Origin of the sequence: Caloramator mitchellensis, assembly GCF_001440545.1 — a bacterium.
GTDB lineage: Bacteria > Bacillota > Clostridia > Clostridiales > Caloramatoraceae > Caloramator > Caloramator mitchellensis.
Genome location: NZ_LKHP01000005.1, coordinates 58,169 through 82,362 on the forward strand (window position 1 = coordinate 58,169; position 24,194 = coordinate 82,362).

General features: G+C 32.8%; 23 protein-coding genes. All 23 read left to right on the forward strand.

Translation table 11 applies throughout. The features are described 5' to 3' along the window. Positions 1 to 42: 42 nt before the first annotated feature. Complete coding sequence (locus tag ABG79_RS05750) at positions 43 to 807, forward strand: isoprenyl transferase (protein ID WP_057978074.1); 765 nt, start codon at positions 43 to 45, stop codon at positions 805 to 807. Positions 808 to 820: 13 nt separating this feature from the next. Beyond that, positions 821 to 1,609 (forward strand): phosphatidate cytidylyltransferase, encoded by a 789-nt coding sequence (locus ABG79_RS05755; protein WP_057978076.1) that lies wholly within the window; start codon positions 821 to 823, stop codon positions 1,607 to 1,609. Between the two features lie 29 nt (positions 1,610 to 1,638). Further along, complete coding sequence (locus ABG79_RS05760; RefSeq protein WP_057978078.1) at positions 1,639 to 2,787, forward strand: 1-deoxy-D-xylulose-5-phosphate reductoisomerase; 1,149 nt, start codon at positions 1,639 to 1,641, stop codon at positions 2,785 to 2,787. 13 nt (positions 2,788 to 2,800) lie between these two features. Further along, the gene (gene rseP / locus ABG79_RS05765; protein WP_057978080.1) at positions 2,801 to 3,808 is read left to right on the forward strand and encodes an RIP metalloprotease RseP; all 1,008 of its coding nucleotides are present in this window, start codon (positions 2,801 to 2,803) and stop codon (positions 3,806 to 3,808) included. A 15-nt stretch (positions 3,809 to 3,823) separates the two neighbouring features. Next, positions 3,824 to 4,870 (forward strand): flavodoxin-dependent (E)-4-hydroxy-3-methylbut-2-enyl-diphosphate synthase, encoded by a 1,047-nt coding sequence (gene ispG / locus ABG79_RS05770; protein ID WP_057978082.1) that lies wholly within the window; start codon positions 3,824 to 3,826, stop codon positions 4,868 to 4,870. A 17-nt stretch (positions 4,871 to 4,887) separates the two neighbouring features. Beyond that, on the forward strand, positions 4,888 to 5,514 hold the full coding sequence (locus tag ABG79_RS05775) for a glycosyltransferase (protein WP_057978248.1): 627 nt from the start codon (positions 4,888 to 4,890) through the stop codon (positions 5,512 to 5,514). Between the two features lie 18 nt (positions 5,515 to 5,532). After that, positions 5,533 to 9,792, forward strand: coding sequence for a PolC-type DNA polymerase III (locus ABG79_RS05780; protein WP_057978084.1), 4,260 nt, complete (start codon positions 5,533 to 5,535; stop codon positions 9,790 to 9,792). A gap of 146 nt (positions 9,793 to 9,938) precedes the next feature. Continuing rightward, the gene (locus ABG79_RS05785) at positions 9,939 to 10,394 is read left to right on the forward strand and encodes a ribosome maturation factor RimP (RefSeq protein ID WP_057978086.1); all 456 of its coding nucleotides are present in this window, start codon (positions 9,939 to 9,941) and stop codon (positions 10,392 to 10,394) included. 12 nt (positions 10,395 to 10,406) lie between these two features. Next, complete coding sequence (gene nusA, locus ABG79_RS05790; RefSeq protein WP_057978088.1) at positions 10,407 to 11,465, forward strand: transcription termination factor NusA; 1,059 nt, start codon at positions 10,407 to 10,409, stop codon at positions 11,463 to 11,465. 20 nt (positions 11,466 to 11,485) lie between these two features. After that, positions 11,486 to 11,752: an RNase P modulator RnpM gene (gene rnpM / locus ABG79_RS05795; protein WP_057978090.1), complete on the forward strand. Its 267-nt coding sequence runs from the start codon at positions 11,486 to 11,488 to the stop codon at positions 11,750 to 11,752. Further along, the gene (locus tag ABG79_RS05800; protein WP_083490352.1) at positions 11,745 to 12,086 is read left to right on the forward strand and encodes a L7Ae/L30e/S12e/Gadd45 family ribosomal protein; all 342 of its coding nucleotides are present in this window, start codon (positions 11,745 to 11,747) and stop codon (positions 12,084 to 12,086) included. The genes rnpM and ABG79_RS05800 overlap by 8 nt, the downstream gene beginning before the upstream one ends. Beyond that, positions 12,064 to 14,184, forward strand: coding sequence for a translation initiation factor IF-2 (gene infB / locus ABG79_RS05805; RefSeq protein WP_057978094.1), 2,121 nt, complete (start codon positions 12,064 to 12,066; stop codon positions 14,182 to 14,184). The genes ABG79_RS05800 and infB overlap by 23 nt, the downstream gene beginning before the upstream one ends. A 12-nt stretch (positions 14,185 to 14,196) precedes the next feature. Next, entirely contained in the window at positions 14,197 to 14,553 is a 357-nt protein-coding gene (gene rbfA, locus ABG79_RS05810; protein ID WP_057978096.1) for a 30S ribosome-binding factor RbfA, read from the forward strand. Then, positions 14,540 to 15,499 carry a DHH family phosphoesterase gene (locus tag ABG79_RS05815; protein WP_057978098.1) on the forward strand — a complete coding sequence of 320 codons (960 nt, stop codon included), beginning with the start codon at positions 14,540 to 14,542 and terminating at the stop codon, positions 15,497 to 15,499. The genes rbfA and ABG79_RS05815 overlap by 14 nt, the downstream gene beginning before the upstream one ends. Positions 15,500 to 15,503: 4 nt before the next feature. After that, the gene (gene truB / locus ABG79_RS05820) at positions 15,504 to 16,367 is read left to right on the forward strand and encodes a tRNA pseudouridine(55) synthase TruB (protein WP_057978100.1); all 864 of its coding nucleotides are present in this window, start codon (positions 15,504 to 15,506) and stop codon (positions 16,365 to 16,367) included. Between the two features lie 9 nt (positions 16,368 to 16,376). Further along, positions 16,377 to 17,297 carry a bifunctional riboflavin kinase/FAD synthetase gene (locus tag ABG79_RS05825; RefSeq protein WP_057978102.1) on the forward strand — a complete coding sequence of 307 codons (921 nt, stop codon included), beginning with the start codon at positions 16,377 to 16,379 and terminating at the stop codon, positions 17,295 to 17,297. A 116-nt stretch (positions 17,298 to 17,413) separates the two neighbouring features. Next, the gene (gene rpsO, locus ABG79_RS05830) at positions 17,414 to 17,677 is read left to right on the forward strand and encodes a 30S ribosomal protein S15 (protein WP_057978104.1); all 264 of its coding nucleotides are present in this window, start codon (positions 17,414 to 17,416) and stop codon (positions 17,675 to 17,677) included. 109 nt (positions 17,678 to 17,786) lie between these two features. Next, positions 17,787 to 19,895, forward strand: coding sequence for a polyribonucleotide nucleotidyltransferase (locus ABG79_RS05835; RefSeq protein ID WP_057978105.1), 2,109 nt, complete (start codon positions 17,787 to 17,789; stop codon positions 19,893 to 19,895). A 141-nt stretch (positions 19,896 to 20,036) separates the two neighbouring features. Beyond that, positions 20,037 to 21,323 (forward strand): M16 family metallopeptidase, encoded by a 1,287-nt coding sequence (locus tag ABG79_RS05840; RefSeq protein WP_057978107.1) that lies wholly within the window; start codon positions 20,037 to 20,039, stop codon positions 21,321 to 21,323. Then, entirely contained in the window at positions 21,298 to 21,738 is a 441-nt protein-coding gene (gene dut, locus ABG79_RS05845; protein ID WP_057978109.1) for a dUTP diphosphatase, read from the forward strand. The genes ABG79_RS05840 and dut overlap by 26 nt, the downstream gene beginning before the upstream one ends. Before the next feature lie 52 nt (positions 21,739 to 21,790). Further along, positions 21,791 to 22,036, forward strand: a complete 246-nt coding sequence (locus ABG79_RS05850) for a YlmC/YmxH family sporulation protein (RefSeq protein ID WP_057978111.1) — start codon at positions 21,791 to 21,793, stop codon at positions 22,034 to 22,036. 83 nt (positions 22,037 to 22,119) lie between these two features. Continuing rightward, positions 22,120 to 23,301 (forward strand): aspartate kinase, encoded by a 1,182-nt coding sequence (dapG, locus tag ABG79_RS05855; protein ID WP_057978113.1) that lies wholly within the window; start codon positions 22,120 to 22,122, stop codon positions 23,299 to 23,301. Between the two features lie 91 nt (positions 23,302 to 23,392). Further along, on the forward strand, positions 23,393 to 24,124 hold the full coding sequence (locus tag ABG79_RS05860) for a ClpP family protease (RefSeq protein WP_057978115.1): 732 nt from the start codon (positions 23,393 to 23,395) through the stop codon (positions 24,122 to 24,124). Positions 24,125 to 24,194: the final 70 nt, after the last annotated feature.

The window sequence follows — 24,194 nt, forward strand, 5'->3', positions numbered from 1 at the left end:
CCCCTCTAGTTTGAGGGGAATTTTTACATTAGGAGGATTGCAATGTTTAATTTGATTAAAGAAAAAAAACAAAGCGACGATAATTTATTGGATTCATTAGATAAAAACAATATACCACTACATATTGCAATCATAATGGACGGAAATGGAAGATGGGCAAAAAAAAGAAACTTGCCTAGAACTATGGGTCATAAAGCAGGGGTTGAAACAATAAGAGAAATTGTTAAAGTATGTTCGAATATAGGAGTCAAGTATTTAACTTTATATGCTTTTTCTACTGAAAATTGGAAAAGGCCAGCCGATGAGGTTAATGCCCTTATGAACCTACTGGTTGAATATTTAAGACGTGAGGTTCAGGAGCTTGATAAAAATAACGTTGTAATTAATTGGATTGGAGATATTGCAAAATTACCTGCCATATGTCAGGAAGAACTATTAAGAGCAAAAGAAAAAACAAAGGATAACACAGGTTTGGTATTAAATCTTGCATTAAATTACGGCTCAAGGGATGAAATAATTAGGGCTATTAAAAAGATTGCAATTGATGTAAGGGATGGAAAGTTAAAAACTGAAGATATTAATGAAGAACTTATAAATGGATATTTGGATACTGCAGGAATGCCGGATCCTGATTTGATGATAAGACCAAGTGGGGAGTTAAGAATAAGCAATTTTTTATTATGGCAAATAGCTTATTCGGAATTATGGTTTTCAAATATATTTTGGCCGGACTTTAACAAGAATGAACTATTGAAGGCAATCTTAGAATATCAAAAAAGAGACAGAAGGTTTGGAGGAGTAAAATAAAGTAGGTGATAATATGGATAAAAGAGTAATTAGCGCAATAATTGCAATTCCTTTATTATTATTTTTTACCATCAAAGGTGGTATAATATTTAAAATAGGTGTTTTTATTTTAAGCCTAATTGGAATTTATGAATACTCAAATGCATATAAAAATACAAACAACAAAGTTATCGTCCCAATACTTTTATTTGGGCTATTATTACATACAGTTATCTTAAACATGAGGAATTTAGAAGTTTTATTTCCTTTAATTATATTGATCTGTGTAGTAAGCATGGCTACTCCAATATTTACAAAAAAGTATAATATTATATCATCTGCTATTACAGTGATAGGCTTTATTTATATAGTAAATTTTTTTGGATTTCTTGTATTATTGAGAACTGAAGTTCAAGGATATAAATATATTTGGATAGTTTTTTTGATAGCGTGGGCATCAGATACTTTTGCTTATTATTCAGGCAGAATTTTTGGAAGACACAAATTATGCCCCGAAGTGAGCCCTAAAAAAACGGTTGAAGGTGCGGTTGGAGGAATACTTGGAAGCATAATTGGTTTAATAATATGGCATTTTTTATTTAAAGATATCACAATACCTGTGGCGCATCTTATTGCACTTGGATTTTTCGGAGGTATTATTTCCCAAATTGGTGATTTATCAGCATCGCTTATAAAAAGATTTGTCAATATAAAGGATTATGGAAATATAATGCCAGGTCACGGAGGGGTGCTCGATAGATTTGACAGTATATTATTTATTGCGCCAATAGTATATTATTATATAGAACTGTTTATTGTTTAAGTTTAATAGACTCAAGAAAGGAGCTAAATATGAAAAAAATATGCATACTTGGTTCAACAGGTTCTATTGGAACTCAAGCATTGGACATAATTAGAAAAAACAAAGAAAAATATAAGGTTATCGCATTATCAGCAAATAATAATATAGAACTGCTTACTGAACAGGCGCTTGAATTCAATCCAAAGTTTATAGTGGTTACGGAAGAAAAAAACAGAAAAAACCTTAAAGATAGATTAAATCACACAAATATTGAAGTTTTGTGTGGAGTCGAAGGATTGGAAATGGTCTCTTCTCATGATGAAGTTGAAATAGTTCTAACTTCAGTTGTGGGAATGATAGGTTTAAAACCTACTATTGCAGCAATACGCGCAAACAAAACTATTGCTCTTGCTAATAAGGAGACAATGGTTGTTGGTGGAGAGATAATAAAGAAGGAACTTAAAAAAAGCAAAAGTTTTATTATTCCAGTTGACAGTGAACATAACGCAATATTTCAATGCCTGCAGAACAATGAAAAGAATACAGTAAGAAGAATCATATTAACTGCCTCCGGCGGACCCTTCAGGGGTAAAAATAAAATGGAGCTGAAAAACGTAACTCCAGAGATGGCAGTAAAACACCCAAGATGGAATATGGGGAAGAAAATATCAGTTGATTCAGCAACACTGATGAATAAGGCACTTGAGGTTATAGAGGCACATTGGCTCTTTGACATTGAATATGATAAAATCGATGTTGTTGTTCACCCCCAAAGTGTAATCCATTCGATGGTGGAATATATCGATGGTTCTGTAATGGCACAACTTGGAGTAACAGATATGAAAAATCCAATAAAATTTGCATTAGATTACCCAAAGAGAAGTTATAGCGTAACCGAATATTTAAACTTAACAAAAGTTTCGCAATTGACATTTGAAGAGGTTGATTTTGAAACATTTGAATGCTTAAAACTCGGATACGAAGCTGGAAAAATTGGAGGTTCTATGCCTACTGTGTTAAACGCTGCAAACGAAGAGGCTGTTAAGCTGTTTTTAGATGGAAAAATAGGTTTCTTGGATATACCTGAATTAATAAAAGCTTCTATGAAAAATCATAATGTGATTTATGATTTAAGCATTGATAAAATATTGGATATTGAAAACAAAACTAGACAATATATAAATGAATTAATCAAATAGGAAGGTGATTGTTTTGACAACATTTCTTGCTTCAATTTTTGTATTTGGTTTATTGATAACAGGTCATGAGTTGGGACATTTTGCTCTGGCAAAATTGAATAGGGTTAAGGTTTTAGAATTTGCTATTGGAATGGGACCAAGAATACTTAAGTTCAACACCAAGGAAACGACATACAGTTTGAGACTATTTCCTATCGGAGGATATGTAAAAATGCTTGGAGAAGAAGAAAAATCTTCCGATCCTAGGGCTTTTAACAATCAAAATGCTTGGAGAAGACTTTCAATTTTAATTGCTGGAGCATTTATGAACTTTGTTCTTGCGATAGTTCTTTTTATGCTGGTTTATTACAATGTGGGAGTTACAACCTTGACAATTAATGAAGTTGTTCCAAATTATCCAGCATACAATCAAGACATTAGAGTTGGAGATAGAATAGTAGCAATAAATGATAATAAAATATATTCTTGGACAGAATTTGTAACATTTGTTGCTTCAAATAAAGATAAACCATTCAAATTAACAATCAAAAGAGACAATATCATAATTGATAAAACGATGACACCAGTTCTAAACGCTGAACAAAACAAATATATGATTGGTGTATCTACTAAGATAGAAAAAGGAAACATTGCTGAATCAATTAAACATAGCTTTATTGAAACATTTGCATCCATTAAACAAATGCTGGTGATTCTTGGAGGATTAATTACAAGAAAAGTTTCAACTGAGCAGATAGGCGGCCCTGTTGCGATTGTCAAGATGTCTGGTGAAGTTGCTAGAGTAGGAATTTGGAATTTGTTATACTTTGCAGGATTTTTAAGCATAAATCTTGGAGTATTTAATTTAATACCTTTTCCAGCCCTTGACGGTGGGTGGGTAATTCTAACCCTTTTCGAGGGAGTAACGGGAAGAAAGTTTGATGAAAATAAAATTGGATTGATTAATTTAATAGGTTTTTCTTTGTTAATGCTTTTGGCAGTTTTAATAACATATAGGGATATACTTAGAATATTCTCCTAGGGTTAAGGTGATAATATGAAAAAGCGAAATACACGTAAGATAAAAGTTGGAAATATTTTTGTAGGCGGAGATAGTCCAGTTACAATTCAATCCATGACAAATACTAAGACTTATGATGTGAAGTCGACCGTAAAACAAATAAAGGAATTAGAAAATGCGGGTTGTGATATTATAAGGGTAGCTGTTCCGGATATTGAATCTGCTGAAGCAATTAAGCATATTAAGAAACAAATTGGTATTCCAATAGTAGCTGATATTCATTTTGACTATCAACTTGCAATAAAAGCTATTGAAAACGGTGCGGATAAAATAAGAATAAATCCTGGCAATATTGGCGGAGAAAGCAAAATATTAGAGGTTGTTAATGCAGCTAAATATTACAATATCCCAATAAGAGTTGGTGTTAATTCTGGTTCTTTAGAAAAGGAGTTGCTTGAAAAATATAAAAGGCCAACGAGCGAGGCACTGGTAGAAAGTGCCCTCAAGAATGTAAATTTACTCGAAAAGTTCGGTTTTGAAGATATAATTATTTCAGTTAAGTCGTCAAATGTATTAGAAAATATAGAAACATATAGATTATTATCCTCAAGAACAAATTATCCGCTACATTTAGGTTTAACAGAGGCTGGAACAATACTATCAGGAACTATAAAATCCTCAATTGGTATTGGAGTGCTTTTATTAGAGGGAATAGGTGATACAATAAGAGTTAGCTTGACAGATGAACCTTTGAATGAAATTAAGGTTGCAAAGGAAATATTAAAAACAGTTGGATTGAGAAACGGAATTGAAATCATTTCATGTCCAACATGTGGCAGAACAAGCATTGATTTGATAAAATTAGCTCAGGAGGCAAATTTAAGACTTTCGAAGGTGGATAAGCCAATTAAGGTAGCTATTATGGGTTGTGCAGTAAATGGACCTGGAGAAGCAAGAGAAGCGGACATTGGTATTGCAGCAGGGATAGGAGAAGGGCTCATTTTTAAAAAAGGACAGATAATAAAAAAGGTAAAAGAGGATGAATTGTTGGATTCGCTTATTGAAGAAATAAATAAAATTTAGCTCAGGGGGATTACATGATGAAGGCAGTTTGTATAATACCAGCTTATAATGAAGAAAAAACAATCGCTGATGTTATAGATGTTGTAAAAAGCGTTGATATAATCAATAAGGTGATTGTAGTAAGCGATGGTTCAACTGACAATACTGCAACAATTGCAAGAAATCATGGTGCTATTGTTTATGAACTTAAAGAAAACAAGGGTAAAGGTGCTGCAGTAAAAATTGGAGTAGATAATGCTGATTCTGAATTAATACTTTTGCTTGATGCTGATTTAATTGGACTTACTAAAGAACATGTAGTTGACCTTTTAAATCCAGTTTTAAGGGATGAAGCTGATATGACTATTGGAATTTTTGCTAAAGGAAGATTTGCAACAGATTTAGCGCAGTTTGTAGCCCCGCATTTATCGGGTCAAAGAGCAGTTAAAAAAGAAATAATAACTAAGATTAATAACATTGATATAACAAGATACGGTATTGAAGTGGCACTGACTAAATCTGTTGAGAGGGAAGGATATAGGGTTGTAAACGTAGAATTAAAGGATTTGACCCATATAATGAAAGAAGAAAAACTTGGATTTAGGAAGGGATTTGCAGCAAGAATGAAGATGTATTGGGATATTTTAAGATGCTTAAAAATGTAGCTGGTAGGTGGTTAACTAATGCTAAAACCATTATATGAGGTCTTAGGAAAAAAAGTAGATGATTATAGGAATGTTTACGTAAAAAAGATTATGGTAAATAAAACTGAGGGGAAGATAGATGTTTTTTTGAAATCCAACTTCAAATTAACTGAAGATAGGAAGTCTGAAATCAGCAATTTCTTATCCCAAAAATTGGGATTGAATACTGGAATACAAATATATGTAGATGAAATGGATAAAGAAGTATTAAAGCTAAGCGAATTGAGCAATGATGTATACAAAAAAATAATAATTGATGCTTTAGATGAAAGTCCAGCCATAGCTTCCCTTCTTGTTAATTCAGAATATTATATTGAGGATGAAGAGCTTCATATTGTTATAAACAATGCTTTTAGTCACAACTTGTTGCAAACTAAAAGAGTGGATGTATTTTTATCAAATTACATCCAAAAATTTTTTGAGTGCAAATTAAATGTTGTTTTTGATTTGAAAGAAATTGACCTAAATAATTACTTAATTCAGAAGGACCAAGAGGATAAAGATTTAATATTAAAATCTGTAACTAAACAGAAAAATGAAATTAAAGAAGTAAATAAGAATGAAGTAATTAAGGAAGATAATTCAAATACGCTTTATGGGCGAAAGTTTGAAGGTGATGAGGTTAAAATAATTTCATTAAATCAAAATTCTGGGACGGTAATCGTTAAAGGTGAGATATTTAAGATAGATTTTTTGGAAACCAAAAATGGCAACGTGATTATAACAATGTATATAACAGATTATACATCCTCTATTGCAGTTAAAATGTTTACAAAACCCAATAAATTAGACGAATTGAAAAACAAATTAACTACAGGATTGTGGATTAAGGTTCAGGGCGAGGTAAAGGACGACCCATTTTTAAGGGAATTAGCTATAATGGCTAAGTCTATTGAAAAAATTATAATCGAAAGAAGGATGGACAACGCTGCTCAAAAAAGAGTGGAACTTCATTTGCATACACAGATGAGCGCTATGGATGCTGTAGCGTCTGCTAAATCGCTTATTAAAAGAGCAAAGGAATGGGGGCATAAGGCAATCGCAATTACTGACCATGGCGTTGTTCAGGCTTTTCCTGAAGCAATGGATGCTGCTGCATCAAATGGAGTAAAGATAATTTATGGTGTAGAAGGTTATTTAGTTAACGACGGTGAACCATTGATATTAAGAACTCAAAATACTTCTATAGAAGATGAATTTGTGGTATTTGATATTGAGACCACTGGATTTAATCCAAATAAGGAAGAAATAACCGAAATTGGAGCAGTTAAGATAAAGAATTTTAAAATTATAGATAAATTTTCTGCTCTTATAAATCCGGGAAAAAAATTGCCAGATGAAATAGTTAAGCTTACCGGTATAACCGATGAAATGCTAAAAGATCAGCCAACAATAGATGTTGTTCTTCCTATGTTTTTAGAATTCATAGGAAAATCACCTGTAGTGGCGCATAATGCTAAGTTTGATACAAGCTTTATTAAGGAGAAGGCAAGAAAACTAAACTTAAAATTTGAAAATACAATAATAGATACTCTAACTCTTTCAAGGTGGCTTTTAAGGGACTTAAAGAAGCATAAATTAAATATTATTGCAGAACATCTTGGGATTAAACTTGAAAACCATCACAGAGCAGTTGATGATGCTGAGGCAACAGCTCAAATTTTCATAAAGTTTTTAAATATGCTTAAGGAAAGAAATGCTGTAACTTTAGAAGATATAAACAGATTATATCTTGAAAATATAGACATAAAAAAAGCTGAATTGTATCATGTTATTATATTAGCAAAAAACTATACTGGACTTAGGAATTTATATAAAATAATATCAAAGTCGCATATTGAATATTTTAACAAAAGACCAAGGATTCCCAAAAGCTTAATTGAAAGTATGAGGGATGGACTTATTATCGGTTCTGCTTGCGAAGCTGGTGAACTTTACAGGGCGCTGCTTAACGGAGCAAATGATAGCGATATAGAAAAAATTGTAAAGTTCTACGACTATCTAGAAATTCAGCCAAGACAGAACAACTATTATCTGTTAGAAGAAGGCAAAGTTGAGAATGAGGATGCATTATTAGAATTAAATAAAAAAATAGTTGAACTTGGAGATAAATATGGCAAATTAGTTGTGGCTACGGGAGACGTTCACTTTTTAGACCCTTACGATGAATATTTTAGAAGAATATTAATGTATGGTCAGGGATATTCAGATGCTGATAACCAGGCTCCTTTATATTTTAAAACAACCGATGAAATGCTTGAAGAATTCAGTTATTTAGGCGAAGAAAAAGCCTATGAAGTTGTAATTAAAAATACAAACTTAATTGCCGATGAAGTTGAAGAAATAAAACCTATACCAGATGAAACTTTCCCTCCCAAAATAGAAGGAGCTGAAGAAGATATAAGAAATATGACACTTTCAAAAGCTCATTCGATATATGGAGAAAATCTTCCGGAGGTAGTGCAAAAAAGACTGGATAAAGAATTGAATTCTATAATCAACAACGGTTATGCAGTTATGTATCTAATTGCCCATAAACTTGTTAAAAAGTCGTTAGATGATGGTTATCTCGTTGGTTCAAGAGGTTCAGTAGGTTCATCATTTGTTGCCACAATGTGTGACATAACTGAAGTTAATCCATTACCACCACATTACGTATGTCCTAAATGCAAGAATTCCGAATTTATATTGGATGGAAGCATAGGTTCGGGTGCCGATCTACCTGATAAGATATGTCCAAATTGTGGTGAAAAATACGACAAAGATGGACACGATATACCATTTGAAGTGTTCCTTGGATTTGAAGGAGACAAAGAACCTGATATAGATTTAAACTTTTCAGGAGAGTATCAGCCGGTTGCACATAAATATACAGAAGAACTATTTGGAAAAGGCCATGTCTTTAGAGCAGGAACAATAGGAACTATAGCCGAGAAAACTGCTTTTGGATTTGTGAAAAATTATCTGGATGAACACAATATAAGAGTTTCTCAGGCAGAAATTGAAAGGCTTGTGAAGGGATGCACAGGAGTTAAAAGAACAACTGGCCAACATCCTGGCGGAGTTATGGTTGTTCCACGCGATAACGAAATTTATGAGTTTACACCTGTCCAAAAACCAGCTGATGACCCCGATTCTGATGTTATTACAACTCATTTTGATTACCACTCAATTAGTGGTAGATTATTAAAACTTGACATATTAGGCCACGACGACCCGACAGTTTTAAGAATGCTACAGGACTTGACTGGAATAGATCCAAGAAAAATACCACTTGGAGATGAAAATGTCCTTAAGTTGTTTACATCAACCGAACCGCTTGGTATAAGTAGCCAAGATTTAAACTGTGATGTTGGAACATTAGGGCTCCCTGAATTTGGAACTAAATTTGTAAGGCAAATGCTTATCGATACCCAACCTAAAACTTTTGCCGAATTGGTTAGAATTTCAGGTTTGTCTCATGGAACGGATGTTTGGTTAAACAACGCACAGGATATAATAAAAAATGGATATGCAACATTAAAGGATGTAATTTCAACAAGAGACGATATAATGGTTTATTTAATATATAGAGGATTAAATCCCAAAACTGCATTTAACATTATGGAAAGGGTTAGAAAAGGAAAAGGACTTAGGCAAGAAGACATCGATGAAATGAAAAAGTTCAACGTTCCTGAGTGGTATATTGAAAGTTGTAATAAGATCAAGTATATGTTCCCAAAAGGTCATGCTGTTGCATATGTTATGATGGCCGTTAGAATAGCTTATTTTAAGGTTTATTATCCTGAAGCTTTTTACGCAACCTATTTTACAGTTAGGGCTGATGATTTTGATGCTGATTTGATTGTTAAGGGAGAAAAGGCAATTAGAAACAAGATTAGAGAAATAGAGATGATGGGTAATAATGTAACTCAAAAGGATAAGGGTCTCTTGACCGTATTGGAAATTGCCCTCGAGATGTATTTAAGAGGTCTTAAATTTGTCCCAGTTAATCTATACAAATCTGATTCTACTAGGTTCTTGATTACACAGGATGGAATATTGCCTCCATTTAAGTCACTACAAGGTGTTGGTGAGGCAGCAGCAAGGTCGATTGTAGCAGCAAGAGGAGAGGGACCTTTTTTGTCAATAGAAGATTTAAGATTAAGGAGTAAGGCATCAAAAACTGTAATAGATATACTTCAACGGCATGGTTGTTTAAATGAACTTCCAGAAACTAATCAACTTTCAATGTTTTAGCTTGCAAAGTATAATTAACAATGGTATAATTTACTTTAGACGTAATAATACTTTGTAAAAAAGAGTGGGCATAAACCCACTCTTTGTATTTATGTATACATAGGTATTTATATACAAACAATAGATTAAAGAAAGGTGGGAAGCACATGGATAACAAAAAGATTATAGAGATTGTTGAGAAATTAGCAAGACCAATTGCAGAGTCTTTTGGTCTAGAAGTTGTTGATGTTCAATTTGTTAAGGAAAACAACGAATGGTTTTTGAGAGTATTTATCGATAAAGAAGAAGGAATAACAATTGATGATTGCACAAATGTAAGTAGAAGGCTTAGCGACAAACTTGATGAAATAGATCCTATTAGCGTTAGTTATTATCTTGAAGTATCATCGCCAGGTATTAATAGACCATTGAAAAACGATAAGGACTTTAAAAGATTTATTAACCACAATATTAAAATTAAATTATTCGAAGCTATTAACGGTAAAAAAGTGTTAAAAGGTCTTTTAGAGGATTATAGGGACGGTAAAATCTTATTAAACGTAGACGGTGAAAAAATTGAAATAGAAAGAAATAAAATTTCTTTAGCTAATTTAAATGATTAAGGAGGGGTTTGAGTGAATACTGTTGAATTGATTGAAGCTTTAAAAGAAATAGTTAAAGAAAAGGGAATTGATGAAGATTTTATATTTCAGGCACTGGAAGCAGCGTTGGTTTCAGCCTATAAGAAAAACTATGGCACCTCACAAAATGTAAAGGTTGCAATAAACAGAACGACCGGGGAAATACATGTTTATGCACAAAAGAAAGTAGTTGAAGAGATAACAAACGATTTGTTGGAAGTGAGCTTAGAAGATGCCAAAAAAATAAATCCTATATATGAACTTGAGGATATTGTTGATTTTGAAGTTACTCCTAAGGACTTTGGTAGAGTAGCAGCACAGACAGCTAAGCAAAGCGTTGTTCAAAAAATAAGAGAGGCAGAACGTGAAATATTGTTTAAAGAATTTGTAGAAAAGGAAAATGATATTATTTCTGGTATGGTTCAAAAAATAGAAAGGATTAAGGATACAAGTAAATACAATGTCATAGTAGAACTTGGTAAAATTGAAACAATTTTACCGCCACCTGAACAAATACCCAATGAGGATTATAATCAGGGAGATAGGCTAAAATTTTATATCACAGAAGTAAAAAGAACAAGCAAAGGTCCAAACATTGTAATTTCAAGAACTCATCCAGGCCTTGTTAAAAGATTATTTGAACTTGAAGTTCCTGAAATTTTCAACGGAGTGGTTGAAATAAAAAGCATTGCAAGAGAAGCAGGTTCAAGAACAAAAATTGCAGTTTACACAAGAGATGAAAATGTAGATCCAACGGGCGCCTGTGTAGGACCTAAGGGGGTTAGAGTTCAAAACGTTGTTAACGAGTTGAAGGGTGAAAAAATTGACATTGTAAAATGGAGTAAGGACCCTGCCGAATATATTGCAAATGCACTAAGCCCTGCAAAGGTTGTTAGCGTTGAAATTAACGAAGAAGAAAGAAATGCAAAGGTAGTAGTTCCTGATTATCAACTATCATTAGCGATAGGCAAGGAAGGACAAAATGCAAGACTTGCTGCAAAATTAACTGGTTGGAAGATAGATATTAAAAGCGAATCCCAGGCAAAAGTCTGATTTTCAAAGGGAGTGGTTGTATGAAGGTAAAAAAGGTCCCAATGAGAATGTGCCTTGGATGTCAGGAAATGAAGCCTAAAAAAGAGTTGATTAGAGTTGTTAGAAGCCCGGAAGGTGAAATAAATATAGATTTTACAGGTAAAAAAGCCGGAAGAGGAGCTTATATATGCAAAGATGCTGCTTGTCTAGAAAAAGCTATTAAAGCAAAGAGATTTGACAGGGCTTTAGAGGTCAAAATTTCAGATGAAATTTATCTAAGGCTCAGGGAGGAATTAGATAATGAATAATCTTTATTCTTTTCTTGGGTTAATGCAAAGGGCAGGCAAATTGACATCTGGCGATGATGGTGTTGAGATTGATATAAAAAAAAGAAAAAGCTATTTAGTCATCATTGCTGAAGATGCAAGCGAGAATACTATGAAAAGATTTATGAATATGTGTGAAAATAATAATATTAGATTTGTTTTATTTGGTCAAAAATCAAAAATAGGAAATTCTATTGGAAAATCTGCAAGAGCTGTCCTATCGATTAAGGATAAAAATTTTGCAGAAGGTTTTTTAAGTAAACTTAATAGTGAAAACACTGGGGGTGAATCTATTGTCAATAATAAGAGTATATGAATTGGCAAAACAACTTAATATGTCTAGCAAACAAGCTATAGAGTTGCTTCATAATGAATTTGGTATAGATGTAAAAAATCATTTAAGCGCTATAGAAGGAGAAGAAGCTAAGATTATAATGGAATATGTTGATGAAATAAAAAATGGAGTTAACAAAAAAGAAAATACTGAAGAAGTAAAGGAAGAAGCACAAGCGGTTTCACCTGAAGTTGAATTGGAAAAATTTGAAGAATTAGATGTTGATGACGATTTTAAGAAGAACGAAAAGATTAGAAAGAAAGTGAAGAGTGAAAAAATTAAAAAGATAAACAAAGAAGTTAAGAAGGAAGAAGAGCAGGTTGAAGATATTGGTATTATTACCATACCCGACTTTATTAAAGTTAGCACGCTTGCAGAAAAAATTAAAAGACCTGCAACCGAAATATTGAAGAAACTTATACTAATGGGTGTAATGGTATCTATAAACCATGAAATTAGTTTTGAGGTTGCTGAAAAAATAGCAGAACAATACAACATATTAGTTGAAAAGGAAGTAAAGCTTGAAAGAGAAGAAGTATTAATTAATGATTTCGAAGATAAAAAAGAGGATTTAATGTCAAGACCTCCTGTTGTTACAGTTATGGGTCACGTTGACCACGGCAAGACTTCGCTTTTAGATTCTATAAGACATGCAAAAGTAGTAGAAACAGAAGCGGGAGGTATTACACAACACATAGGTGCCTATACAGTTGATATTGATGAAAAGAAGATAGTATTTCTTGACACTCCAGGACATGAAGCTTTTACTGCGATGAGAGCAAGAGGTGCGCAGGTTACTGATATTGCAATTTTAGTTGTAGCAGCAGATGATGGTGTAATGCCTCAAACAGTTGAGGCTATAAACCATGCTAAAGCAGCAAACGTGCCTATAATAGTAGCAATAAACAAGATAGATAAACCTGGAGCAAACCCTGATAGAGTTAAACAGGAATTGACGGAATACGGATTAGTTGCAGAAGATTGGGGTGGTGATACTATTTGCGTTCCAGTTTCAGCAAAGACGAAGGTAGGCATTGATACACTACTTGAAATGATTTTGCTTGTGGCTGAAATGCAGGAGTTAAAAGCTAACCCGAACAGAACAGCCAAGGGAACTATAATAGAAGCTAAACTTGATAAGGGTAGAGGACCAGTAGCAACTGCAATTGTTCAAAAAGGAACACTAAAGGTTGGTGACAGCGTTATTGCAGGAAATACTTATGGAAAGATTAGAGCTCTTGTTGATGACAAAGGCAAGAAGGTAAAATCAGCAGGGCCTTCTATACCGGTTGAGATATTAGGACTTTCAGAAGTTCCAAATGCTGGTGACATATTGTATACAGTTGCAGATGAAAAAACAGCAAGACAAATATCAGAACTTAGAAAAGAAAAAGAAAGACAGCAATATTTTGCTTCTACCGCTAAAGTTACATTAGAAGACTTGTTTAGTCAAATAAAAGAAGGTAAAGTTAAGGACTTAAATATAATAGTAAAGGCCGATGTTCAAGGTTCAGCAGAGGCACTAAAACAATCTCTTGAAAAGCTTACAAATGATGAAGTTAGAGTTAGGGTAATTCACACAGGTGTTGGTGCAATTTCTGAAACAGATATTACACTTGCTTCTGCTTCAAACGCAATAATTATAGGATTTAATGTTAGACCGGATAATATGGCAAGGCAATTAGCTGAAAAGGAAAAGGTCGAAGTTAAAACGTATAGGATAATATACGAAGCAATAGATGATATTGAAGCTGCTATGAAGGGTATGCTTGAACCTGAGTATAGAGAAGTTGTAACTGCAAGACTTTCTGTAAGACAGACATTTAAGGTTTCAAGCATTGGAACTATTGCAGGTTGCTATGTTGAAGACGGCAAAATAAATAGAAATAACAATATTAGAGTTATAAGAAACGGTGTTGTAGTATTCGAAGGCAGAATTTCGTCTTTAAAAAGATTTAAGGAAGACGTTAGAGAAGTTGCTGCAGGATATGAATGTGGTCTTACTATAGAAAGATTTAATGACATTAAAGAAGGGGATACGCTGGAATCCTACACTACCGAGGAAGTAAAAAGAGCATAAAGAGGTGTAATTATGAGTATTTCCAGAACTTCAAGACTAAATGAAGAAGTTAAAAGAATAGTTGGGGATATAATTCAAAATGAATTAAAGGATCCGAGAATACCTATGTTAACGTCTGTAACTGGCGTTGAAGTAACAAAGGATTTAAGATACGCCAAGGTATTTATAAGCGTTTTTGGAAAGGATGATGAGAAGCAAAAATGCTTGGAAGGATTAAAAAGTGCTGCAGGGTTTATAAGAAAAGAGATAGGTAAGAAAATAAAGGCGCGCTATACTCCAGAGGTGTTGTTTGAATTGGATAAGTCGATTGAATACGGCATGCACATAACAAAGGTTTTACAGGAGATGAAAAAGGATGATACTGAATGAAATCGGTAAACTAATTAGCGAAAAGTGTAACTTTGCTATTATATCCCATTACTCCCCTGATGGAGATGCTATAGGCTCATCTCTTGGCTTATATAATGCTTTGAAAGAGATAGGTAAAAACGTAGATATATTTATCCCCGATAATCTGCCAAATAGATTTAGTTATCTTCCATTGTTTGATGAAATTAAAAACCAGAAGCAATACAAAGAAAATTACGAATGCATTCTTGTTCTTGACTGTGGTGATGAAGACAGACTTGGAGAGTTTGTAGATATTTTAAAACATACTGACCTAGTTATAAATATTGACCACCACATTTCAAATACATTATACGGAAATATTAATTATGTTGACTCAAATGCATCTTCTGTTGGCGAGATTATTTATAATTTGTTGAAGCTAAACGGTTATGATATTTCAAAAAATACAGCGTGCTGCTTGTATACTTCAATAATAAGTGATACAGGAGGTTTTAAATACAGCAATACCACGTCAATGACTTTTAATATTGCAGGTGATTTAATAAATACAGGTATAGATTTTCCTGAAATAAACAGAATTTTATTCGATACAAAGTCTGTAAACCAGATAAAGCTATTATCGCTTGTTACATCTACTTTAGAGATGCATAATGATGATAAATTAGCCTTGATTTATATGACTAGGGATATGCTAAATAAATCTGGTGCATCTGAGGATGATGCATCTGAAATGGTTAATTTAGCAAGGGATATAGAAACTGCAGAAGTTGGCGTATTTATTAAAGAAATTGATGATAAAGTATTTAGAATTAGTTTAAGGTCTAAAAATATAGTGGATGTTCGTTTAATAGCTGAAAAGTTTGATGGTGGCGGACATGTAAGGGCTGCAGGATGCACCATCAAAGGTGATTTTGCTGAAGTCAAGAAAAGGTTGATCGACGAAATATTGTCTCAATGGAAGTGAAAATATGGATGGAGTTATAAATGTTTTAAAACCACCTGGAATGACATCCCATGATGTTGTTGCTGTTTTAAGAAGAAAGCTTAAAATTAAAAAGATTGGACATACTGGCACGCTTGACCCTGGTGCTGCGGGAGTATTGCCGGTTTGCGTCGGCAAGGCTACCAAAATAGTTGAATACATTCAGAGTACAACAAAGGAATATATTTGCGAGTTAACCCTGGGGAATGCTACTGAAACATATGATAGATATGGTAAATTTATTTACGAAAACTCTTGTGATTTTAGCAATATCAGAATTGAGGATATAGATAATGTAATAAAAGAATACATTGGTGAGATAGAACAAACTCCGCCAATGTATTCTGCAATAAAAATTGAGGGAAAAAGGGCATATGAATTTGCAAGAAAGGGCAAAACAGTTGAAATGCCTAAACGAAAAGTAATTATTTACTCAATCGATGTATTAAATTCAAATATACCCAAAGTAATGTTAAAAGTGAAATGCTCAAAAGGAACATATATAAGATCACTTTGCAATGACATCGGTGAGTCGCTTGGAGTTCACGGATACATGAGTTTTTTATTGAGAACAAAGTCAGGTGGATTTAATATTGAAAATGCAATTCCTCTAAATCATATTGAAGGTGATAATTTAAATGAACATATAATCAAAATTCATGATGCTCTAAATTTTCCAAGTTTAATTGTGGATTCTTCAAAAAGTAAATTAATATTAAATGGAAATAAAATAAAAATAGAAAATAAAGATAAATTAGATGGACTGGTAAAAATATTTATTGAGAGCAAATTTGTTGGGATTGGTATCGTAGAAAAAGATATATTAATTCCAGAAAAATTGTTTACGTAGGTGTAGAATATGGTAATACTCGAGAATGAATTTGTTAAGCTTAATAATGACGAAAAATTGGTTGTCGCATTAGGAACCTTTGATGGATTGCATTTAGGTCATAGAGCTATAATTGAAAGTGCAAAACAAATTTCAAAAAGAAAAGGTATAAAAAGTGCAGTATTGACCTTTGAAAAACCTGTTTTCACTTATTTCAATAAAAATGCAAGCGATTATCTTATAACACCTAAAAACATTAAGAACGAGCTTATTAAATCATTAGATATTGATTATTTATTCTATGTTAAACTTGAAAAGAATTTTTTAAGTTTAAGCCAAGAGCGTTTTCTATTAATGTTAAAACAAAATATTAATGTTGATACAATAGTTTGTGGATATAATTATACATTTGGAAAAAACGCTAATGGCAATACCGAATATTTAATAAAGAACGCTAATTATTTTGGACTTGATGTAGTTGTATGTGATGAATTCACTATAGAAGGTGAAAAAGTGTCGAGTTCAATCATAAGAGATTTATTAAAGGTTGGTAATTTGAATTATGCAAACAAATTGCTTGGATATAATTACTACATCAAAGGATATGTGTCAAGGGGGAAGCAGTTAGGCGCAAGGCTTGGCTTTGCAACTGCCAATTTAATAATTGAACCAAATTTATGTATCAGAAATGGTGTTTATATAACTAAGACTATTATAGATGGAATAGAATATCATTCTGTGACAAACATTGGTATTAATCCTACGTTTGATTCTAAAGAAAGAGTTTTAGAAACGCATATATTAAGTTTTACAGACAATTTATATGAAAAGGAAATCAAAATTGAATTATTGGAATTTATTAGGGATGAGATTAAATTTAATAATATTGATGACCTTAAAAAAAGAATAGAATTAGATATTCAGTTTGTTAAAAAATATTTTGTAACATGATATTTACAATCTAATTTTATTTTGATAAAATATACCATGTAACCTATGCTTGGTTAGACGTAACTCCGGCGTTTACTTAGCATAAGGCGTTTATAATAAATTATGGAGGTGCCATTATGGACAAAGCAAGAAAGCAAGAAATTATAACAAAATTTGCAAGACACGAAGGTGATACTGGTTCACCAGAAGTTCAAATCGCGCTTTTAACAGAAAGAATCAATCATTTAACTGACCACTTAAAGATGCACAAGAAGGACCACCACTCAAGAAGAGGTCTATTAAAGATGGTTGGTCAAAGAAGAGGTTTACTTAACTACCTAATGGAAACTGATATCGAAAGATACAGAACAATTATTGCTGAATTAGGTATAAGAAAGTAACAAATAGAGCGGGTTACCGCTCTATTATTTTATCAATTGCGATTTTTGTTTAAAAGTTTTTATAATTTGATAAAATAAAGTTAGAAGGATAATTGAAGGGAGGTAAATTATGCAACATATTTTTGAGAGAGAAGTTGCAGGAAGAAAATTTAAAGCTGATATAGGGAAATATGCACTACTTTCAAATGGTGCTGTTTTATTTAGCTATGGCGACACGGTAATCTTAGCAACTGCAAATGCTTCACCAGAGCCAAAGGAGGGCATCGACTTCTTTCCTCTAAGCGTTGATTACGAGGAAAGATTATATGCTATAGGCAAAATACCTGGAGGCTTTATTAAAAGAGAGGGAAAACCAACAGAGAAGGCGATATTATCAGCAAGAGCAATAGATAGACCTATAAGACCATTATTTCCAAAAGGTTATAGGAACGATGTGCAAATAGTCTGCACGGTTCTTTCAGTTGATCCAGATAATCCTCCAGAGATAGCAGCTATGAATGCTGCATCATTAGCATTGTGTATATCTGATATACCTTTTGAGGGACCAGTTTCATCTGTTCTTGTCGGTAGAATAGATGGAAAATTCATAATCAATCCAACGTCTGAGCAAAGAGAAAAATCGGATTTGCATCTAATCGTTTCGGCAACAAAGGAAAGGGTAATGATGATTGAAGCTGGAGCTAAGGAAATGCCTGAGGAAGACATGTTTGAAGCTATTATGTTTGGATTTAAGGCATGCCAGGAAATAAATGAATTTCAGGATGAAATAACCGCTCAAATTGGGAAAGAGAAGGTTACTCCAATACTTTATAAAGTTCCTGATGAAATAGAAGTAGCAGTTAGAGAATATGCAACTGAAAAGCTTTGGGAAGCAATGCAGCATACTGATAGAATTGAGAGACAGGACAGCGTAGATATAGTTAAAGAAGATGTTTTTGAACATTTTGCTGAAATTTTCCCAGAAGCTGAAAAGGATATAGATGATGTTCTATATCGAATTATGAAGGAACATGTGAGAAGGATGATTCTTGAAGAAAAGAGAAGACCTGATGGTAGAACATTTGAAGAAATAAGACCACTTTACAGTGATGTAGGAATACTTCCAAGAACTCATGGCTCGGGACTTTTCCAGAGAGGTCAAACTCAGGTGTTAACAGTAGCAACTTTAGGAGCACTTGGGGATGTTCAAATTCTTGATGGGTTAGGTGATGAGGAATTCAAAAGATATATGCACCACTACAATTTCCCACCATATTCAACTGGTGAAGTTAAATTCTTAAGAGGACCTGGAAGAAGAGAAATTGGCCATGGTGCTCTTGCTGAAAGGGCTCTTGAACCAGTTATTCCATCGGAAACTGAATTTCCGTATACTATAAGATTAGTTTCTGAAGTTTTAAGTTCAAATGGTTCAACTTCTCAGGCAAGCGTATGTGCCAGCACACTTGCTCTAATGGATGCAGGTGTTCCGATTATTAGACCAGTTGCTGGTATTGCTATGGGATTGGTTACAAACGAAGACTTAACACAAGCAGAAATACTTACAGATATACAAGGAATAGAAGATTTCTTTGGAGATATGGATTTTAAAGTAGCAGGAACAGAAAAAGGTATAACTGCAATTCAGGTTGATACAAAAATAAAGGGTCTACCTGAGGAAACTATTAAAAGAGCAATACATCAAGCGCGTAAGGCAAGAATGGAAATATTAAAGGTTATGCTGGATAGGATTCCTGAACCAAGAAAAGAATTGTCAAAATATGCTCCAAGAATAATCAGCATGATGATAGACCCTGAAAAGATAAGAGATGTTATTGGACCTGGAGGAAAGACAATCAATAAAATAATTGCAGATACTGGAGTCAAAATAGATATAGAAGATGATGGAAGACTTTACATAAGCAGTCCGAATCCAGAAAGTGGAAAAATGGCACAAAAGATAATTGAAGGTATAACAAAAGAAGTTCAAGTGGGAGAATTTTATCTTGGAAGAGTCAATAGAATTACTCAGTTTGGAGCATTCATAGAAATTCTTCCAGGAAAAGAAGGTCTTTGCCATATTTCAAAATTGGCTCATGAAAGAGTTAACAAGGTTGAAGATGTCGTTAATATAGGCGATGAAGTTTTGGTTAAGGTAACTGAAATCGATAACCTTGGAAGAATAAATCTATCACGAAAAGATGCATTGCCAAAACCGGAAGCAACAGATGAAAATTCATAAAAAGGGCTTATTTTAAGCCTTTTTTGATTTTTTGATCGCATTTTTGTAAATAATATAAATAGAGAAATAAATTAGTGTTTTATTTTTCTTATTTTTGAATTATAATATTTTTGTTTGCAATATATTAAAAGGGTGAGATTTATGTTTAGAAAATTAACTTTGAAAAATGGAATAAGAGTTGTTTATGAAAAAATTCCTTATGTAAACTCAATTAGTATAGGTGTATGGATTGGAAGTGGATCAAGATTCGAGAATATTACAAACAATGGAGTTTCTCATTTCATCGAACATATGATGTTTAAAGGGACAAAAAATAGAACTGCAAAACAAATAGCAGAGGATATTGAAGATTTAGGTGGACAAATTAATGCATTTACAGGAAAAGAGTCAACGTGTTACTATGTAAAAATGCTTGATGCTCATTATAAAATAGGCATTGATGTTTTGAGTGATATGATAAAAAATCCAAGGTTTTCTGACGAAGATATACATAAAGAAAAAGGCGTAGTAATTGAAGAAATAAATATGTATGAAGATTCTCCTGAGGATTTGGTTGCAGATTTACTATCTTCAGCAACTTGGGGAGATGATTCTCTGTCTTTACCTATTTTGGGTTATACAAAAACTATTAAAGAATTAAATAAAGAGAAAATAGTAAACTACTTTAACAAAACCTACTCTCCACAAAACACAGTAATTTCTATTGCGGGAAACTTTGATGAGGATTTGATAATTGAAGAAATAAAAAGCAAATTTGAAGATTGGTCAGCTAAAGACGATGCTAATATTTCTTTTTCAAATCCAGAAATAAAGAGCAATATACTTGTTAAAAACAAAGATATAGAACAAGTTCACGTAGCATTGACTTTAGATGGAATTGAACTTGGTAATGAAAAATTATATGCGCTGCTGGCTGTAAATAATTATTTCGGTGGAGGAACGAGTTCAAGATTATTCCAGGTTCTTCGAGAAGAGATGGCATATGTATATACTATATATTCCTATACCTCTTCTTATAAAAATAAAGGAACCTTCAATATTCAGTTTGCATTGAATAAGATTTTTTTAGAAAAAGCCATGAATTCAGTTGCAAATGAAATAAAGAGCTTGATGGATAAAAAAATATCTTTGGAACAGTTGAACAAAATAAAGGAACAGTTAAAAGGCAGTTATATCCTTGGATTAGAATCTGTTTCAAGCAGGATGTTTGGAATTGGGAAATCTGAATTAATGCTTGATAAGGTTTATGAGCCTAAGGAAGTGTTAAAAAAGATTGATGATATAACAGTAGATGATATAAATGAAATAATAGAGCTTGTATTTAGCAAAGGAATCTTATCAGCAGCAGCTGTGGGTAGAAAAATAAAAGAAGATAAATTTAAAAAACTGATAGGTGATTGCAATGAAATTATATTTAAAAAGAGTTGAAAACGCTAAGGATTTACCTTTGCCAAAGTATATGACAGATGGAAGCGCTGGGATGGATTTGTTTGCTAATGTTTATGAAGAAATCGTTTTAGAACCAAATAAGATAAAATTAATTCCTACGGGAATAGTTATATCGCTTCCTAAGGGGTTTGAGGCACAGATTAGGCCAAGGAGTGGTTTGGCATTAAAACATGGAATTTCACTTGTTAACACCCCCGGAACTATTGATAGTGACTATAGAGGCGAAATTAATGTTATTTTGATTAATTTTGGAGATAAGCCATTTATAATCAAAAGAGGAGATAGAATTGCCCAGATGGTTATAAATAGGATTGAGTTGCCTGAAATAGTAGAGTTAAATGAATTGGATGAAACACAAAGAGGAGAAAAGGGCTTTGGATCAACTGGTCTATAAAGCCTTTTTCTTTAATATAATATTTAGTAAGATTTTGTATGGAGGTGATTTAATGAGCATAAGATTAAGCGAGCTTATGGATTTAGAGATAGTTAATGTATTTAATGGTTATAAGTATGGATATTTAGGGGATAGTGAAATAATTTTTGACAAAAAAAGTGGCGAGATAAAATCCATACTTGTTGAGGATGAAAATTCAAGGTTTTTATTTTTAAAAGGAAAAGATTATATAGAAATTCCCTGGAACAGTAAAATAAAAATAGGAGAAAAAACTTTGATAATTGATTACAAAGGTTAACAAAATTCTTGCACCATTCCCCCAAAAAAGATGTATAATATAATAGGACTTTGTTTTTGCAAATTGTTAAGGGGGAATAGATAATGAAACTTATTGTTCAAAAATTCGGTGGAACCTCTGTTGCTACACAACAAAGAAGAGAAATAGTAGCCGATAGAATAATTGAGGCGATTGATAGAGGATATAAACCAGTAGTTGTTGTATCAGCAATAGGAAGAAAAGGAGATCCATATGCAACTGATACATTATTATCTCTGATTAATAATGGAAATTGCAGTATAAATAGAAGAGAAGTAGATTTGCTTTTAAGTTGTGGAGAGATAATTTCGGCAGTAGTTATGGCTGAAACAATGGAAAAACGAGGCTACAAGGTTAGGGTATTAACAGGAGGTCAAGCTGGAATTATAACTAATAATGAATATGGAAATGCTGAAGTATTAAAAGTTGATACTAAGAACATAATGGATTTATTGTATGCCGGAATCACTCCAATAGTCACTGGATTTCAGGGAATGACTAAAGACGGAGATTTTACTACATTAGGAAGAGGAGCAAGCGATTTAACAGCATCAATACTAGGTGAATCCTTAAAGGCTGAATGTATTGAAATATACACTGATGTAGATGGAATTATGACTGCTGATCCAAGGATAGTTCCTGATGCAAAGGTAATTAATAGGATTAGTTATAACGAAGTATTTCAATTGGCTGATCAGGGTGCTAAGGTGATTCATCCAAGAGCAGTTGAATACGCCATGAAGGGCAATATTCCCTTATATATAAAAAATACTCTTTCTAATGCTCCTGGAACAATAATTTCTTCTTCGCGAGAAAGCAAGAATAAGATTATAACAGGAATAACTCATTTATCTAATCGTTCACAAATAAGCGTTTTCTTTGATGATGAAGATAATAACGAAATATTCGATATTCTCGCTGAAAATAAAATTAGTATTGATCTTATTAATGTTTTCCCGACTTATAAAGCTTTTACAATTGATACAAATGATGTCCCAAAGGTAGAAGAATTACTAAAAGGTTTAAATGTAAAATATAATATTATTTCAAACTGTAGTAAAATTGCTGTAATAGGGAATGGAATGAAGGGTGTTCCTGGTGTTATGGCTAAAATACTAAGAGCACTTAACCAAAATGGAATCAAAATACTTCAAACTGCCGATTCACACTCAACTATTTGGTGCCTTGTAAAAGAAGAGGATACATTTAACGCAATAAATGTTCTTCATAAAGCATTTGAGTTATAATACTCTATAATCTGTAGATATCTACAGATTATTTTTTATGGCTGAATTAGTTTTTGAAATATGGTTAGACTATTTTTAGAGAGGTGATAGTATGCCGAAAAAAAAGAATGATGATAAACCTCAAACAATAGAAAATGATGAAATACAGCCAGTTGAAAAAGAAAAAGCAAATGAAAAACTTGATAATCTGAAGGAAGTTGGGAGTCCCACTATTCCTGATTATAATTCTGATATTTTTACGATAACGATAATCGGGCAGATTGAGGGACACACAATTCTTCCACCACAAACCAAGACGACAAGATATGAGCATCTTTTACCTCAACTTGTTTCAATCGAAGAGAATCCAAACATTAAGGGAGTTTTAGTTATATTAAATACAGTTGGTGGTGATGTAGAAGCTGGTCTTGCAATTGCAGAAATGATTAATAGTTTATCAAAACCTACAGTATCACTGGTTATAGGTGGGGGACATAGTATTGGGGTTCCACTTGCTGTTTCAACTGATTATTCTTTCATTTCACCTACAGCTACAATGACTATTCATCCTATAAGGATGAATGGACTGATAATTGGAGTGCCACAGACTTTTGAATATTTTAGTAAAATGCAGGATAGAATATTAAACTTTATTGAAAGAAATTCAAGTATAAATAAGGAAAGATTAAGAGAAATGATGCTTCAGACTGATGAACTATTAAATGATATGGGAACAATATTAATTGGAAAACAGGCGGTTGAAGAAGGCCTTATTAACGAAGTTGGAGGATTGAGCCAGGCAATAAACAAGTTAAAGGAAATGATAAATCAAAGGCAAAACTGAGCCTTTGATTTATTTTTTTAATTATGTTATAATTTGATTACTTTTTGCAGGGAAAAGAAAATACTTGTAG